Consider the following 16810-nt stretch of genomic DNA (forward strand, 5'->3'; position numbering starts at 1 on the left):
CACGAATTTTAAGTAGTCGATGGCGTTTAGAGAATGAATACACAACAACTGGCAAAACTGCGTTCAATCGTGCCCGAGATGCGTCGCGTCCGGCACATTCACTTTGTTGGCATCGGTGGTGCCGGCATGGGCGGTATTGCCGAAGTGTTAGCTAACGAAGGCTATCAGATCAGTGGGTCTGACCTGGCGCCAAACCCTGTAACGCAGCAGCTGGCGTCGCTTGGGGCGACTATCTATTTCAACCATCGCCCGGAAAACGTGCGCGATGCGAGCGTGGTGGTGGTCTCAAGCGCCATCTCTTCTGACAACCCGGAAATCGTTGCCGCTCACGACGCGCGCATTCCGGTGATCCGCCGTGCCGAAATGTTGGCGGAACTGATGCGCTTCCGCCACGGCATCGCGATTGCCGGGACCCACGGTAAAACCACGACCACGGCGATGGTTTCCAGTATTTATGCAGAAGCGGGTCTCGACCCGACGTTCGTCAACGGCGGCCTGGTCAAAGCCGCGGGCGTACATGCGCGTCTGGGCCACAGTCGTTATCTGATTGCTGAAGCGGACGAGAGCGACGCGTCGTTCCTGCACCTGCAGCCGATGGTGGCGATTGTCACCAACATCGAAGCTGACCATATGGATACCTACCAGGGTGACTTCGAGAACTTAAAGCAGACCTTTATCAACTTCCTGCACAACCTGCCGTTCTACGGGCGCGCGGTGATGTGCGTGGACGATCCGGTGATCCGCGAGTTGCTGCCGCGCGTGGGTCGTCAAATCACCACCTACGGCTTCAGCGAAGACGCTGACGTCCGCGTGGAAGAGTACAAACAGATTGGCGCGCAGGGACACTTCACGCTGGCGCGTCAGGACAAAGAGCTGCTGCACGTGACGCTGAATGCGCCAGGGCGCCATAACGCGCTCAATGCCGCAGCGGCAGTGGCCGTCGCGACGGAAGAAGGCATTGATGACGATGCGATTCTGCGCGCACTGGAAAGCTTCCAGGGCACCGGGCGTCGTTTCGATTTCCTCGGTGAATTCCCGCTGGATGCCGTGAACGGTAAAGCCGGTACGGCGATGCTGGTGGACGACTATGGCCACCATCCGACCGAAGTGGACGCCACCATTAAAGCCGCTCGTGCAGGCTGGCCAGATAAAAATCTGGTGATGGTGTTCCAGCCGCACCGCTTCACGCGTACACGCGATCTGTATGACGATTTCGCCAGCGTCCTGTCACAGGTAGACACCCTGTTAATGCTGGATGTGTACGCCGCAGGCGAGACGCCGATTCCTGGTGCAGACAGCCGTTCTCTGTGTCGCACCATTCGTGGACGCGGTAAAGTTGACCCTATTCTGGTTTCTGACCCTGCGCAGGTGGCGGAAATTCTGGCACCGGTCCTGACAGGTAACGATCTGATTCTGATTCAGGGTGCGGGAAATATCGGCAAAATCGCCCGTACCTTAGCTGAAATCAAACTGAAGCCGCAAAACCAGGAGGATGAGCATCATGGCTGATAAGATTGCTGTCCTGTCTGGCGGCACCTCCGCCGAGCGCGAGGTTTCCCTGAATTCAGGCGCCGCTGTACTGGCGGGCCTGCGTGAAGGTGGCGTCAATGCGCACCTGGTCGATCCAAAAGAGGTCGACGTGACGCAGTTAAAAGCCATGGGCTTCGATAAAGTCTTTATCGCTTTACACGGTCGTGGCGGCGAAGACGGCACCCTGCAGGGGCTTCTGGATCTGATCGGTCTGCCATACACCGGCAGCGGCGTGATGGCGTCTGCTATCTCTATGGATAAACTGCGCAGCAAGCTGCTGTGGCAGGGCGCAGGTTTACCTGTTGCGCCATGGGTGGCACTGACGCGTCGCGAATTTGAATTGGGCCTGCCGGATAGCGTTAATGCACGCATTGCTGAACTGGGCTTACCGGTTATTGTAAAGCCCAGTCGGGAAGGCTCCAGCGTGGGAATGTCCAAAGTCGACAAAGCTGACGATTTAGCGTCCGCTTTAGCGCTGGCATTTCAACATGATGATGAAGTTCTGATAGAAAAATGGCTTAGCGGGCCGGAATTTACCGTCGCGATGCTTGGCGAAGAAATTTTACCGTCAATCCGTATCCAACCCGCCGGAGTCTTCTATGATTATGAGGCGAAGTATCTCTCTGATGAGACGCAATATTTCTGCCCAAGTGGTCTTGAAGATGAGCGTGAAGCCGATTTACAGTCCCTGGTGCTTAAAGCCTGGCATGTTCTGGGTTGCCAGGGCTGGGGACGCATCGATGTGATGCAGGACAAAGATGGACAATTTTATCTGCTGGAAGCCAACACCTCTCCGGGTATGACGAGCCACAGCCTTGTGCCGATGGCTGCGCGTCAGGCGGGGATGAGCTTCTCGCAGTTAGTCGTACGCATTCTGGACCAGGCGGGCTGATATGTCTCAGGCTGCATTGAACACGCGCAACCGCGATGACGAGGAAGAATACACCTCTTCACGCCGCAGTAATGGAACGCGTCTTGCAGGCATCATTTTCCTGCTCGGGGTGCTGTGCACCGTGTTTATCAGCGGCTGGATGGTCCTGGGCTGGATGGAAGATGCGCAGCGGTTGCCGCTTTCTAAGCTGGTGGTCACCGGTGAGCGTCACTACACGCGTAACGACGATATTCGCCAGTCAATACTGGCGCTGGGTTCGCCTGGCACCTTTATGACGCAGGACGTCAATATTATCCAGAGCCAGATTGAACGTCTGCCATGGATAAAACAGGCGAGCGTAAGAAAGCAATGGCCTGATGAATTGAAGATTCATCTGGTTGAATATGTGCCCATTGCGCGTTGGAATGATCAGCACATGGTTAACGTCGACGGAAATTCCTTCAGCGTCCCGACCGATCGTGTCAACAAGCAGAATTTACCGATGTTGTATGGCCCTGAAGGCAGCGAAAACGAGGTTTTACAGGGTTTTCGTGAAATGGGCCAGGTGCTGGCGAAGGACAGGTTTACGTTAAAAGATGCTGCAATGACGGCGCGCCGCTCCTGGCAGCTTACGTTAACGAACGGCATTAAGCTCAACCTGGGACGCGGGGACACCATGAAGCGTCTGGCGCGTTTTGTCGAACTTTACCCGGTTTTACAGCAGCAGGCACAGACTGACGGCAAACGGATAAGCTACGTTGATTTGCGCTATGACTCAGGCGCAGCAGTCGGTTGGGTACCGGCTCCGGTCGAGGAACCTAATCAGCAACAGAATCAGGCACAGGTACAGGCAGAACAACAATGATCAAGGCGACGGACAGAAAACTGGTAGTTGGACTGGAGATTGGCACCGCGAAGGTTGCCGCTTTAGTAGGGGAAGTTCTGCCCGACGGTATGGTCAATATCATTGGCGTGGGCAGTTGCCCGTCACGTGGTATGGATAAAGGTGGGGTAAACGATCTTGAATCGGTGGTGAAATGCGTCCAGCGCGCCATCGATCAGGCTGAATTGATGGCAGATTGCCAGATTTCTTCTGTCTATCTTGCCCTTTCTGGTAAGCACATTAGCTGCCAGAACGAAATCGGCATGGTGCCGATTTCCGAAGAGGAAGTGACGCAGGAAGACGTTGAAAACGTTGTGCATACGGCGAAGTCCGTGCGTGTTCGCGATGAGCATCGCGTATTGCACGTGATCCCGCAGGAATATGCGATTGACTACCAGGAAGGGATCAAAAACCCGGTTGGTCTGTCAGGCGTTCGTATGCAGGCAAAAGTGCACCTGATCACATGTCACAACGATATGGCGAAGAACATTGTAAAAGCCGTTGAACGTTGTGGCCTGAAAGTTGACCAACTTATTTTCGCCGGTCTGGCGGCAAGTTATTCCGTACTGACCGAAGATGAACGTGAACTGGGTGTCTGTGTGGTCGATATTGGTGGTGGTACAATGGACATGGCCGTGTATACCGGCGGTGCGCTGCGCCACACCAAAGTGATCCCGTACGCAGGAAACGTCGTGACCAGCGATATTGCTTACGCTTTTGGTACGCCACCGAGCGATGCAGAAGCGATTAAAGTGCGCCACGGCTGTGCGCTGGGTTCTATCGTTGGCAAAGATGAGAGCGTTGAAGTGCCAAGCGTCGGTGGTCGTCCACCGCGCAGCCTGCAGCGCCAGACGTTGGCAGAGGTGATCGAGCCGCGCTATACCGAGCTGCTCAACCTGGTCAACGAAGAAATTTTACAGTTACAGGAACAGCTTCGTCAGCAGGGTGTTAAACATCATCTTGCGGCGGGGATTGTATTAACCGGCGGTGCAGCGCAAATTGAAGGTCTTGCGGCCTGTGCGCAGCGCGTCTTCCATACGCAGGTACGTATTGGGGCGCCGCTGAATATTACCGGTTTAACGGATTATGCTCAGGAGCCGTATTATTCAACGGCTGTGGGCCTGCTCCACTACGGGAAGGAATCTCATCTCAGTGGTGAAGCGGAAGTGGAAAAACGCGTCTCAGTGGGGTCGTGGGTCAAACGACTGAACAACTGGTTGCGAAAAGAGTTTTAATTTTTTTAAGAGACCGGAGAGAATTAGCGGTCTCGGGCGACAGGCACAACGGAGAGAGAAATTATGTTTGAACCTATGGAACTGACCAACGACGCGGTGATTAAAGTCATCGGCGTCGGTGGCGGCGGCGGTAACGCCGTAGAGCATATGGTGCGTGAACGCATTGAAGGTGTTGAATTCTTCGCGGTTAACACCGATGCGCAGGCACTGCGTAAGACGGCGGTAGGCCAGACTATCCAGATCGGCGGTGGTATCACCAAAGGGCTGGGAGCTGGGGCTAACCCGGAAGTGGGTCGCAATGCGGCTGAAGAAGATCGTGAAGCCCTGCGCGCTGCACTGGAAGGTGCGGACATGGTCTTCATCGCAGCAGGTATGGGTGGCGGTACCGGTACCGGCGCAGCACCTGTTGTGGCTGAAGTAGCTAAAGATTTAGGTATCCTGACCGTTGCTGTCGTGACCAAGCCTTTCAATTTTGAAGGCAAGAAGCGTATGGCCTTCGCGGAGCAGGGTATCACCGAACTGTCCAAGCATGTGGACTCGCTGATCACCATCCCGAACGACAAACTGTTGAAAGTTCTGGGTCGCGGTATCTCCCTACTGGACGCCTTCGGTGCAGCAAACGACGTGCTGAAAGGCGCGGTTCAGGGTATCGCTGAACTGATTACCCGTCCTGGCCTGATGAACGTTGACTTTGCAGACGTTCGCACCGTGATGTCCGAAATGGGCTACGCGATGATGGGCTCTGGCGTGGCGAGCGGCGAAGACCGTGCAGAAGAAGCGGCTGAAATGGCTATCTCTTCTCCACTGCTGGAAGATATCGACCTGTCTGGTGCGCGCGGCGTGCTGGTCAACATTACCGCTGGCTTTGACCTGCGTCTGGATGAGTTCGAAACCGTGGGTAACACCATCCGTGCGTTCGCCTCTGACAACGCTACCGTGGTAATCGGTACTTCACTTGACCCTGAAATGAACGACGAGCTGCGTGTTACCGTTGTTGCAACCGGTATCGGTATGGACAAGCGTCCTGAGATCACCTTAGTGACTAACAAGCAGACTCAGCAACCGGTCATGGATCGTTACCAGCAGCACGGTATGTCTCCGCTGACTCAGGAGCAGAAACCGGCCGCGAAAGTGGTGAACGACCCAACGCCGCAAACGGCGAAAGAGCCAGATTATCTGGATATCCCGGCGTTCCTGCGTAAGCAAGCTGATTAAGAATTGGCTGGAATTAGGGGATTTGCGCTCTTTGTGCTAAACTGGCCCACCGTTAGTGATATACACTCTCGGTTGGATAGTTAATTTGGCGAGATTATACGATGATCAAACAAAGGACACTTAAACGTATCGTTCAGGCGACGGGTGTCGGTTTACATACCGGCAAGAAAGTCACGCTGACGTTACGCCCTGCGCCGGCCAATACCGGGGTCATCTATCGTCGCACCGACTTGAATCCACCGGTAGATTTTCCGGCCGATGCCAAATCTGTGCGTGATACTATGCTCTGTACTTGTCTGGTGAACGAGCATGACGTGCGGATTTCTACCGTAGAGCACCTGAACGCCGCCCTGGCGGGTCTGGGTATCGACAACATTATTGTTGAAGTCGACGCGCCAGAAATTCCGATTATGGATGGCAGTGCTGCACCGTTCGTCTATCTGTTGCTGGATGCCGGCATCGAAGAACTGAACTGCGCGAAGAAATTTGTCCGCATCAAAGAGACCGTTCGCGTCGAAGATGGCGACAAGTGGGCCGAATTTAAACCGTACAATGGTTTCTCGCTGGACTTTACCATCGACTTTAACCATCCGGCGATTGATTCCAGCACCCAGCGCTATGCGATGAACTTCTCTGCCGATGCGTTTATGCGCCAGATCAGCCGAGCCCGTACGTTTGGCTTCATGCGTGATATCGAATATCTGCAGTCCCGCGGCCTGTGCCTGGGCGGCAGCTTCGATTGTGCCATCGTTGTTGACGATTATCGCGTACTGAACGAAGACGGCCTGCGTTTCGAAGATGAATTCGTTCGTCACAAAATGCTGGACGCTATCGGCGACCTGTTCATGTGTGGTCACAACATCATTGGTGCATTTACCGCGTTCAAATCCGGTCATGCGCTGAACAACAAACTGTTGCAGGCCGTCCTGGCAAAACAGGAAGCTTGGGAATATGTGACCTTCGAAGACGAAGCAGAACTGCCGTTGGCTTTCAAAGCGCCAAGCATGGTTCTGGCGTAACGGTTCACGCCGTTTCGTAAAAAATCGACTGGTTAACCTGGTACTCTCTCCGGCCAGGAAGACCAGTCGTTTTTATTTTTACCCTTCTTTGTTTGCCCCAGCGTTATTTCTAGTCTGTCTTGCGCAGAAAGTGTGTGCGTTAGCTGCATTCTTGACCGTTTTTCCCCGCGGCGGCGCCTCATTCCTGCTGATGTGTATTGGCTTTAGTGGTAATATCTGGGCGCTTAAAAAAATAACTGAAGATAGCCTGTAGCAGGCTGGCTTATGTGGTGGAGCAAGTGAGCGGAATACTGACGCGCTGGCGACAATTTGGCAGACGTTACTTCTGGCCGCATCTCTTATTAGGGATGGTCGCGGCGAGTTTCGGCTTGCCTGCGCTCAGCAACAGTGCCGAAGCGGCGACGCCGACGAAGACCTCTACCAGCAAACACGATCTCAATACGCGGGTTAACTTTACAAATCTCGCCTGGCTTGAAGCCAGTCGCCGCCCGAATTTCTCCGTTGATTACTGGCACCAGCACGCTATCCGCACGGTTATCCGCCATCTCTCCTTCGCGATGGCGCCGCAGGCAATGCCTGTTGCGGAAGAGGCGCTGCCGGTGCAGGCGCAGCATCTTGCCCTGCTGGACACGCTCAACGCGCTGCTCACGCAGGACAGCCAGCCGCCGGTCATGGTTCGCCAGACGGCGCAACGCGCGCTCGTTCCTCCTGTTTCATTCTCTGTTTCAACCTGGATTAGCCAGGTTCACGGCATTCGCGCCGGGCCTCAACGCCTCAGCTAAATTAACTTTTTCAATACCTTAATTTATCTGCCCATGATGGGGCGTTTGAGAATTTATTATGCTAATCAAATTATTAACTAAAGTTTTTGGTAGTCGTAACGATCGTACCCTGCGCCGTATGCGCAAAGCTGTTGCCGTCATCAACGGTATGGAACCGGCGATGGAGAAGCTCTCTGATGATGAGCTGAAAGCGAAAACGGCGGAATTTCGTGCGCGTCTGGAAAAAGGTGAAACCTTAGAAAGCCTGATCCCGGAAGCATTTGCGGTCGTGCGTGAAGCAAGTAAGCGCGTGTTCGGCATGCGTCACTTCGACGTTCAGCTGCTGGGCGGGATGGTGCTTAACGAACGCTGCATCGCGGAAATGCGTACCGGTGAAGGTAAAACCCTGACCGCAACGCTGCCGGCTTACCTGAATGCGTTGACCGGTAAAGGCGTTCACGTCGTTACCGTCAACGACTATCTGGCGCAGCGTGACGCCGAAAACAACCGTCCACTGTTCGAATTCCTCGGCATGACCGTCGGCATCAACATGTCTGGCCTGCCTGCACCAGCCAAGCGTGAAGCGTATAACGCGGACATTACCTACGGTACCAACAACGAATACGGCTTCGACTACCTGCGTGACAACATGGCGTTCAGCCCTGAAGAGCGCGTCCAGCGTAAGCTGCACTACGCGCTGGTGGATGAGGTGGACTCCATCCTGATTGATGAAGCGCGTACCCCGCTTATCATCTCCGGCCCGGCTGAAGACAGCTCCGAGATGTACCGTAAGGTCGACAAAATCATTCCACACCTGCTGCGCCAGGAGAAAGAAGACTCGGATACCTTCCAGGGTGAAGGTCACTTCTCCGTGGATGAAAAAGCGCGCCAGGTGAACCTGACCGAGCGTGGTCTGGTGAAAATCGAAGAGCTGCTGGTGGCTGAAGGCATTATGGAAGAGGGCGAGTCTCTGTACTCTCCGAGCAACATCATGCTGATGCACCACGTGACCGCAGCGCTGCGTGCCCACGCGCTGTTCACCCGCGACGTCGACTACATCGTAAAAGACGGCGAAGTGATCATTGTCGATGAGCACACCGGTCGTACCATGCAGGGACGTCGCTGGTCTGACGGTCTGCACCAGGCTGTAGAAGCCAAAGAAGGCGTGGATATTCAAAACGAAAACCAGACGCTGGCCTCTATCACCTTCCAGAACTACTTCCGTCTGTACGAGAAGCTGGCGGGCATGACCGGTACAGCCGATACCGAAGCGTTTGAATTCAGCTCTATCTACAAGCTGGATACCGTGGTCGTTCCAACCAACCGTCCGATGATCCGTAAGGATATGCCGGACCTGGTGTACATGACCGAAGCGGAAAAAATTCAGGCGATCATCGAAGACATTCGCGAGCGTACTGCTAAAGGCCAGCCGGTTCTGGTGGGGACCATCTCCATTGAAAAATCCGAAGTGGTTTCTCACGAGCTGACGAAAGCGGGCATCAAGCACAACGTACTGAACGCCAAATTCCACGCCAAAGAAGCGGATATCGTTGCGCAGGCAGGTTATCCGGCTGCGGTAACCATCGCCACCAACATGGCGGGTCGTGGTACCGATATTATGCTGGGCGGTAGCTGGCAGGCCGAGGTGGCTGAGCTGGAAAACCCAACGCCTGAACAGATTGCTCAGATTAAGGCCGACTGGCAGGTGCGTCACGACGCGGTGCTGGCATCCGGCGGTCTGCACATTATCGGTACCGAGCGTCACGAATCGCGTCGTATCGATAACCAGCTGCGTGGCCGTGCGGGTCGTCAGGGTGATGCCGGTTCTTCCCGCTTCTACCTGTCGATGGAAGATGCGCTGATGCGTATTTTCGCCTCCGACCGCGTGTCCGGCATGATGCGCAAGCTGGGCATGAAGCCGGGTGAAGCCATTGAACACCCGTGGGTTACCAAAGCGATCGCGAACGCACAGCGTAAAGTGGAAAGCCGCAACTTCGATATTCGTAAGCAGCTGCTGGAATATGACGACGTGGCTAACGATCAGCGTCGTGCGATCTACACCCAGCGTAACGAACTGCTGGACGTGTCCGACGTGAGCGAAACCATCAACAGCATTCGCGAAGATGTGTTTAAAGCCACGATTGATGCGCACATTCCGCCGCAGTCTCTGGAAGAGATGTGGGACATCGAAGGCCTGCAGGAACGTCTGAAAAACGACTTTGACCTCGATCTGCCTATCAAAGAGTGGCTGGATAAAGAGCCTGAGCTGCACGAAGAGACCCTGCGCGAGCGTATCTACGAAACCGCGCTGGACGTCTACAAGCGCAAGGAAGAAGTGGTTGGCGCTGAAATGATGCGTCACTTCGAAAAAGGCGTGATGCTGCAGACGCTGGACTCCCTGTGGAAAGAGCACCTGGCGGCGATGGACTACCTGCGTCAGGGTATCCACCTGCGTGGCTATGCGCAGAAAGATCCGAAGCAGGAATACAAGCGTGAGTCCTTCTCCATGTTTGCCTCTATGCTTGAGTCGCTGAAGTATGAAGTCATCAGCACCCTGAGCAAGGTTCAGGTGCGCATGCCGGAAGAAGTGGAAGCGATGGAGCAGCAGCGTCGTGAAGAAGCCGAGCGTCTGGCACAAATGCAACAGCTGAGCCATCAGACCGACGACAGCGAAGCCGCAGCGGCGATCGCCGCGCAAACCGGCGATCGTAAAGTGGGTCGTAACGATCCATGCCCGTGCGGTTCTGGTAAAAAGTACAAGGCGTGCCACGGCCGTCTGAGCTAAGTTCATAAAAAAACAAAAAGGCGCAGATTTCTGCGCCTTTTTTATGGAAGTGACAATATGAAAATACTGCAAATTGCCGTCGGGATTATTCGCAACCCGCAAAATCAAATCTTCATCACCCAGCGCGCTGCCGACGTCCATATGGCAAACAAGTGGGAGTTTCCAGGCGGTAAAATCGAGTCAGGTGAAACGCCGGAAGAGGCGCTGGTTCGCGAGCTTCAGGAGGAGGTGGGGATCACCCCGCTTGGCGCAACGCTGTTTGATAAGCTTGAATACCAGTTTCCGGACAGACACATCACGCTGTGGTTCTGGCTGGTGGAAAACTGGGAAGGTGAACCCTGGGGGAAAGAGGGGCAGCCGGGTAACTGGGTGGAGCTTCAGGCAAGTGATGCCGAAAAATTCCCGCCAGCTAATGAGCCTGTGATCCTGCGGTTAGTCGAACAACCGAAGGCCTGCTAAGCGACGCGCCAGCAGGCTTTACAGATTACTGCTGGTTTTCACTCCAGTCATCGCTGTCCGAAAGATCGCCTTTACTCGGGATGCGTTTCTCTTCCGCCGCCCATTCGCCCAGGTCAATAAGCTGGCAGCGTTTGCAGCAGAATGGGCGGAACGGACTCACTTCGCCCCAGACAACGGCTTTGCCACAGGTCGGGCAGTTTACGGTGGTGACATCAGACATCGGCACTCCTTAACAACAGGCCAGTTCAAAATCGAGGCGTTCCGGCACGGTGCCATTTTCGCTGTCCAGCGGCATAAAGCGAATCGCAAAGCGGCTCTTATGCCCGGAAATTTGCGGATAAAGCTGTTCGCCAAGCGATAAATTCAGGCGCAGAAGATCGGCATCATCACCGTTGTCCTGGTAGAAACCGTTCAGGCTGGTTTGCTTGCGGAACGGCGCCGAGTTACGGATCAGATCGAGGATCAGCGACAGCGTCTGGTGCATCGGCTCCAGACTTGCCAGCCAGCTGTTCACCTGCGCGTCACGCTGCGCTTGTGGCATATGGAGCCACATATGCAGCGTCGGCAGGTCGAAGCTGCAGCAACCGCCAGGGATGCTCAGGCGCTGGCGCACCAGGCCAATCAGGCGGTCCTCACGCAAAAACTGCCCGACGCGCGGTGCGGCCATCAGGATGCTGCTGCTGGTTTTAAGCTGCTGACGAAGGGAATCGATACGGCTTACGTCCACCCCCGGAACCTCAGCCCATGCCTGCAATTTACGCTGCTGGCGCTCCAGCTCTTTAAGCAATTCTGTGCGGACATCGCCGCGTTCAATCACATCCAGCAGATCGCCTACATTGCGGAAGAAGTGCAACGCCGTAGCGTGATCGTTAACCGGCAGATGTTGTGAAAGCTGCTGAATGAGGAATTCGATACGTAGCCAGGTACGCATTTTTTCGTTGAGCGGATGCTCAAAAAGGATGTGAGTCGACATTATGGTTTTTCCTGTGCAACGGCCTGCCCGGCTAACGTCAGATACTGCGCGTGCAGACGGGCAATATCCGATGCAATAGCATCTGGTGCGCCGTTATTATCAATAACATCATCCGCCACGGCAAGGCGCTGAGCGCGCGTGGCCTGAGCGGCGAGAATATGTTCAGCATGCTCGCGCGAGACATGGTCTCGCGTCATGGTTCTCTGGATTTGCGTCTCGGGTGCGACATCAATCACCAGTACCCGATCGGCTTTCTGATGCAGCTGATTTTCCACCAGCAGCGGAACCACCCACAAGACATAGGGCGAGCGGGCTTCGGCTATCTGACGCTGTGTTTCCTGGTGGATAATGGGATGGAGCAGGGCATTAAGCCAGGCTTTTTCCGCTGAATCGGAAAAAATGCATTCGCGAAGCTGACGGCGATTTAGCGTGCCATCGGCATTGATGATTGCCTGGCCAAAATGTTCTGCGATGGCCTTAAGCGCGGGTGTATTGGGCTCTACCACCTGGCGGGCAATAATATCGGCATCGATAATCGTGATACCCAAACGAGAAAACGCGTCTGCAACGGTACTTTTGCCACTACCGATGCCACCGGTTAATGCAACGATATACCCCATTAAATCAAATCCTGGGAATTATTCATTATTAAAATCAGTTGATTAAAACTCTCAGGTGCGCCAGCAACTGTTTAGCCCTGTTTACCGGCTTTTTACCAGGTAAATTTATAGGATTGTAGCGTAAAAAAAGAGAATTTCGCAGTCTTGCGGAGCAGGTATTAGTGCGTATGATAGCGTCACTGGAGTTGTGCTTTTAACATATTTGCCTCTAACCCCAGGAATCCGCACATGCGTATCGAAGAAGATCTGAAGTTAGGTTTCAAAGACGTTCTTATCCGCCCTAAACGCTCTACACTGAAAAGTCGCTCAGACGTTGAACTCGAACGTCAATTCACCTTTAAGCATTCCGGTCAGACCTGGTCTGGCGTGCCGATCATCGCTGCCAACATGGATACTGTGGGAACCTTTGAGATGGCAACCGCGCTGGCACAGTTCGACATCCTCACCGCCGTGCACAAACATTACAGCCCTGAAGAGTGGGATGCGTTTGTGGCGTCCGCCTCTGCTGATGTGGTGAAGCACGTGATGGTCTCCACCGGTACCTCCGATGCGGATTTCGAGAAGACCAAACAGATTCTGAAGGCTAACCCGGCGCTGAACTTCGTTTGTATTGATGTGGCGAACGGTTACTCCGAGCACTTCGTACAGTTCGTCAGCAAGGCGCGTGAGGCCTGGCCGACGAAAACCATCATCGCGGGCAACGTGGTGACCGGTGAAATGTGTGAAGAGCTGATCCTCTCCGGTGCCGATATCGTGAAAGTGGGCATCGGTCCGGGCTCCGTATGCACCACGCGCGTCAAAACCGGCGTCGGTTATCCGCAGCTCTCTGCCGTCATTGAATGTGCCGATGCGGCGCACGGTCTGGGCGGCCAGATCATCAGCGACGGTGGTTGCACCATGCCGGGTGATGTTGCAAAGGCCTTCGGCGGCGGCGCGGACTTCGTGATGCTCGGCGGCATGCTGGCAGGTCACGAAGAGAGCGGCGGTACCGTAGTAGAAGAGAACGGCGAGAAATTTATGCTGTTCTACGGTATGAGCTCTGAGTCTGCGATGACCCGTCACGTCGGCGGCGTGGCAAAATACCGTGCGGCAGAAGGTAAAACCGTCAAGCTGCCTCTGCGCGGCCCGGTTGAAAACACCGCACGCGATATCCTCGGCGGCCTGCGCTCTGCCTGCACCTACGTTGGCGCCTCCCGCCTGAAAGAGCTGACAAAGCGTACGACGTTTATTCGCGTTCAGGAACAAGAAAACCGCGTATTCAACAGCCTGTAATGGCTATCGCTGGCGCATGCCCGTGCGCCAGCCCTGTTGTACTATCCCGCGCTCATCGCATCTCCCAGGTGGAATATCGGCAGGTACATTGCCACCACCAGCGTACCAATAATGACCCCCGTCACTATCAGAAGCACTGGCTCCAGAAGCGCCGCCAGATTCTCTGCACGTTGAAAGGTCTGTTCCGTATGATGGCGGGCAAGGTTTGCCAGCATGATATCCAGCGCACCTGACATTTCACCGGTTCGTAAAAGCTGAACACAGAGCGGGGTAAAGATTGCCGCTCTTTGAAAGGATGACCAGACGGGAAGGCCTTTTTCAATGTCCTCCCGCACGCCGCGCAGTATTCCCTGCCAGTACTGACTTTCAACGGTCTCCTCGGCGCTCTCCAGGCCCTGTAAAAAGGGGATACCCGCCTGTTGCGTGAGTGACAGCACGGTAAAGACGTGTCCCAGCTTTTGACCTTTTGCCAGTGCGCCCATCACGGGCGTATGCAGCAGGATGCACTGCCAGCGAGGATTCTGCCGCAGAGCCCAGGCGACGGCTAAGGGGGCTAATAGCAGGACGAACAACGCAAGGGCATATGACTGCATAAAGGCGGCCATCCCCATAACCATCTGTGTCAGCACGGGAAGCGGGGTATTAAACGTTTTGTAGATCGCGGCAAACTCGGGCAGGACCAGAGTGACCATCGCCAGCACGACGAGCACAGCCAGCGTCAGGACGATCGCCGGGTAGCGCAGCGCCTTTTTCACTTTTGCACTGAGCTGCTGCTGCGCTTTTTGTTGCTGCGCGAGCTGACGACAGCACACCTCCAGCTTCCCCGTCAGCTCTCCGGTTTTCACCATCGAGACATGCAGCGGGCTAAAAACGGCTGGCCACTTTTTTAGCGACTCAGAAAACGGGCATCCTTCACTGAGCTCATCGGCAATGCTTTGCAGCAGCGCCTGCCACGGTTTTAACGGATGTTGCTCTGCCAGCATTTGCAGGCTGTGGGACAGCGTCAGCCCAGCCTGCAGCAGCGAGGCGAGCTGATGAAACATCTCGCCGCAGTGGTGTGGCCGCCAGCGCTGTCGCTGCGCGCATCGGGTCAGCGTCAGAGGATGGAGGTCGTTACGCATCAGCCGGGTGAAGGCCGCATTGCGGTCTGTGGCCCAGAGTGTCCCGCTTCGGGGTTCTCCATCTTTGGTGAGCGCACGCCAGCGCCAGAGCTGATTAGCCGCCATTGGGCATTCCCAGGACGCGCAACAACTCTTCAATCGTGGTTAGCCCTTGTTCGACGGCCCTGCAGCCGTGTTCAAAAAGAGAAACCATCCCCGCCTGCCGGGCGCTCGCCTCTATGACGTCAGTTCCCGCCCCGCTGGCAATGGCCTGCCGCAGGGCATTGTCGATGGCGAGTACTTCAAAAATGGCCACGCGGCCATAAAAGCCGTGATAACAGCGATCGCAGCCGGTGGGCTGCCAGCGTGGAAGCGGCCTGGGCCATACTGAGCGAGGTAGTTGAGCCTGATCGCGGGTTTCCCGGCGACAATGTGGGCACAAACGCCGGACCAGTCGCTGGGCCATCACCATCGTCAGCGCGGAAGAAATCATCCAGCGCGCGACGCCCATCTGCTCCAGGCGAATCAGCGTTTCCGTCGTCGAGTTGGTGTGCAGGGTCGACAGCACCAGATGCCCGGTCTGGGCAGCATTAATGGCAATCCCGGCCGTTTCTCCGTCACGGATTTCGCCGACCATAATGATGTCGGGATCCTGACGTAGCAGTGCGCGCAGCACGTTCTGGAAGGTTAAACCCGCCCGGGGATTAATCTGCGTCTGGTTTAATCCGGCAAGGGGGATCTCAATAGGATCTTCCACGCTGCAGATGTTGACGTCAGGGGTGTTACGCGACTGCAAAGCGCTGTACAGCGTCACGGTTTTGCCGCTGCCGGTAGGGCCGGTGACCAGAATCAGCCCCTGCGGCTGGTGGAGAACCGCATTAAAACAGGCCAACTGTTCAGCATTCATGCCAAGCGCTTTCGGCTCAAGGGCCTGCGGAACCTGATGCAGGAGGCGCAGCACAATTTTTTCGCCGCCGCTGCAGGGAAGCGTCGCGATCCGAAACGAGACCGGCTCATTGGCCAGTTCAATCGTAAACTGGCCGTCCTGAGGCAGTCGGCGTTCCGCAATATCCAGGTTACCCAGCACTTTTAAACGTGCGCTTAACAGGTTAGCCAGTTCAGCGGCAAGCGGAGGCTGCGGACAAAGTACGCCGTCGATACGTAAACGAATCTGGCACGCGTGCTCCATCGGTTCGATATGAATATCAGAGGCGCGCTGGTTGATTGCCTGCTGCAGCGTGTGGTTAAGGACATCTACCGTGGAGTGTGTTTGCGAAACGCCGGGCAGATGCGATTGTGACGTTAGCTGCCGGTGTTTTTCCATGCGCTCCGCGCTCCAGCACTCAATATCAATCCGTTTCTGGGTCGCGAAACGCAGCGCCTCCATGAGTTCGGTCGCGGGCTTTCCCACGACGGCAATGTTGATCCTCTCACTGGCGCTGGATAGCAGCAGTGCGTGATGGCGAAGACAAAGCGCCACGAGTTGATCGGTATTCATTCTCCGCTCCTCAGTTATTGTTGAAGCGGAAAACGTCTTCGCAGGCCTGCTTCAGAGCGCTATCAGCACTGATGTTGCAGACGCGCGTCCAGCCCATCATCCCGTTGCCGTTGTTCCACTGCGGCGTCATGACCACTTCCAGCCCGTTAAGACTTTCCTGTCCTGTTAAGGTCACGATCCCTTTCGCTACGCTCATTCCGGAAACGTAGCGTGTCGTGGTGGGGGAAGGGATGCCGTTGCTGTTGGCATCGCAGCTCTCCACACCACCGTGATCCAGCGCGCAAAGTTCAATGGCGGTGCGGTAGGGAACGAAGGTTTGCAGCATATCGGTCAGCGCCGCTTTGCGCAGGTAGTTCTGATAGGCAGGTATGCCGATGGCGCTCAGAATCGCAATAATGCCGATGACCACCATCAGCTCAATAAGAGTGAATCCGTGTTGTCTGTTCATATCTGCTCCTTACGTTAAGTGGCGCTACTCTGTCAGCGCAAAAGGGCAGAAACGAGGGGCAAAAAAGGGAACGGGAAAGCGCATTCAGAGAATTAATGCGGTGTTGCAGGGAGGAACAGCGGATTTGCGAGCGGGGCTGAA

Annotated in this window: 16 protein-coding genes; 10 read left to right on the plus strand and 6 right to left on the minus strand. The window is 55.3% G+C overall.

What is annotated here, in order from left to right:
• The first annotated feature begins 33 nt into the window (after positions 1–33).
• From murC to mutT, 9 genes are all read left to right on the plus strand, one after another.
• A complete protein-coding gene (murC, locus tag FHC52_RS02410; protein WP_023326695.1) occupies positions 34–1509 on the plus strand; it encodes a UDP-N-acetylmuramate--L-alanine ligase in 1476 nt (491 codons plus the stop codon).
• Entirely contained in the window at positions 1502–2422 is a 921-nt protein-coding gene (locus FHC52_RS02415; RefSeq protein WP_045371602.1) for a D-alanine--D-alanine ligase, read from the plus strand. Before murC ends, FHC52_RS02415 begins: the two co-directional genes overlap by 8 nt.
• Before the next feature lies 1 nt (position 2423).
• On the plus strand, positions 2424–3266 hold the full coding sequence (gene ftsQ / locus FHC52_RS02420) for a cell division protein FtsQ (protein WP_220419890.1): 843 nt from the start codon (positions 2424–2426) through the stop codon (positions 3264–3266).
• The gene (gene ftsA, locus FHC52_RS02425) at positions 3263–4519 is read left to right on the plus strand and encodes a cell division protein FtsA (RefSeq protein WP_006173845.1); all 1257 of its coding nucleotides are present in this window, start codon (positions 3263–3265) and stop codon (positions 4517–4519) included. The genes ftsQ and ftsA overlap by 4 nt, the downstream gene beginning before the upstream one ends.
• A 63-nt stretch (positions 4520–4582) precedes the next feature.
• Positions 4583–5734, plus strand: coding sequence for a cell division protein FtsZ (gene ftsZ, locus FHC52_RS02430; protein ID WP_008501978.1), 1152 nt, complete (start codon positions 4583–4585; stop codon positions 5732–5734).
• 101 nt (positions 5735–5835) lie between these two features.
• Entirely contained in the window at positions 5836–6753 is a 918-nt protein-coding gene (lpxC, locus tag FHC52_RS02435; protein ID WP_008501977.1) for a UDP-3-O-acyl-N-acetylglucosamine deacetylase, read from the plus strand.
• Between the two features lie 278 nt (positions 6754–7031).
• A complete protein-coding gene (secM, locus tag FHC52_RS02440) occupies positions 7032–7535 on the plus strand; it encodes a secA translation cis-regulator SecM (RefSeq protein ID WP_074165536.1) in 504 nt (167 codons plus the stop codon).
• Between the two features lie 58 nt (positions 7536–7593).
• Positions 7594–10299 carry a preprotein translocase subunit SecA gene (gene secA, locus FHC52_RS02445; RefSeq protein WP_021240521.1) on the plus strand — a complete coding sequence of 902 codons (2706 nt, stop codon included), beginning with the start codon at positions 7594–7596 and terminating at the stop codon, positions 10297–10299.
• 57 nt (positions 10300–10356) lie between these two features.
• Positions 10357–10758 (plus strand): 8-oxo-dGTP diphosphatase MutT, encoded by a 402-nt coding sequence (gene mutT, locus FHC52_RS02450; protein ID WP_220419891.1) that lies wholly within the window; start codon positions 10357–10359, stop codon positions 10756–10758.
• Between the two features lie 25 nt (positions 10759–10783).
• Here mutT and yacG read toward each other — a convergent pair whose 3' ends face one another.
• The 3 genes from yacG to coaE are packed head-to-tail and all read right to left on the minus strand — an operon-like array spanning position 10784 to position 12351.
• Positions 10784–10978 (minus strand): DNA gyrase inhibitor YacG, encoded by a 195-nt coding sequence (yacG, locus tag FHC52_RS02455; protein WP_126287611.1) that lies wholly within the window; start codon positions 10976–10978, stop codon positions 10784–10786.
• A 9-nt stretch (positions 10979–10987) separates the two neighbouring features.
• Positions 10988–11731 carry a cell division protein ZapD gene (zapD, locus tag FHC52_RS02460; RefSeq protein ID WP_008501972.1) on the minus strand — a complete coding sequence of 248 codons (744 nt, stop codon included), beginning with the start codon at positions 11729–11731 and terminating at the stop codon, positions 10988–10990.
• Positions 11731–12351: a dephospho-CoA kinase gene (coaE, locus tag FHC52_RS02465; protein ID WP_220419892.1), complete on the minus strand. Its 621-nt coding sequence runs from the start codon at positions 12349–12351 to the stop codon at positions 11731–11733. The genes zapD and coaE overlap by 1 nt, the downstream gene beginning before the upstream one ends.
• Positions 12352–12579: 228 nt before the next feature.
• On the opposite strand from coaE, the gene FHC52_RS02470 reads away from it, so the two are divergent.
• The gene (locus FHC52_RS02470) at positions 12580–13623 is read left to right on the plus strand and encodes a GMP reductase (RefSeq protein ID WP_023293282.1); all 1044 of its coding nucleotides are present in this window, start codon (positions 12580–12582) and stop codon (positions 13621–13623) included.
• Between the two features lie 41 nt (positions 13624–13664).
• Here FHC52_RS02470 and hofC read toward each other — a convergent pair whose 3' ends face one another.
• Genes hofC through ppdD form a run of 3 tightly spaced genes read right to left on the minus strand, consistent with a single transcriptional unit; the run spans position 13665 to position 16669 of the window.
• Entirely contained in the window at positions 13665–14849 is a 1185-nt protein-coding gene (gene hofC / locus FHC52_RS02475; protein ID WP_063417731.1) for a protein transport protein HofC, read from the minus strand.
• Complete coding sequence (gene gspE / locus FHC52_RS02480) at positions 14839–16221, minus strand: type II secretion system protein GspE (RefSeq protein ID WP_220419893.1); 1383 nt, start codon at positions 16219–16221, stop codon at positions 14839–14841. Before gspE ends, hofC begins: the two co-directional genes overlap by 11 nt.
• A 10-nt stretch (positions 16222–16231) precedes the next feature.
• Positions 16232–16669 (minus strand): prepilin peptidase-dependent pilin, encoded by a 438-nt coding sequence (gene ppdD / locus FHC52_RS02485; RefSeq protein ID WP_047747737.1) that lies wholly within the window; start codon positions 16667–16669, stop codon positions 16232–16234.
• Positions 16670–16810: the final 141 nt, after the last annotated feature.

This window comes from Enterobacter sp. EC_64, from assembly GCF_019584165.1.
Taxonomy (GTDB): Bacteria; Pseudomonadota; Gammaproteobacteria; order Enterobacterales; family Enterobacteriaceae; genus Enterobacter; species Enterobacter roggenkampii.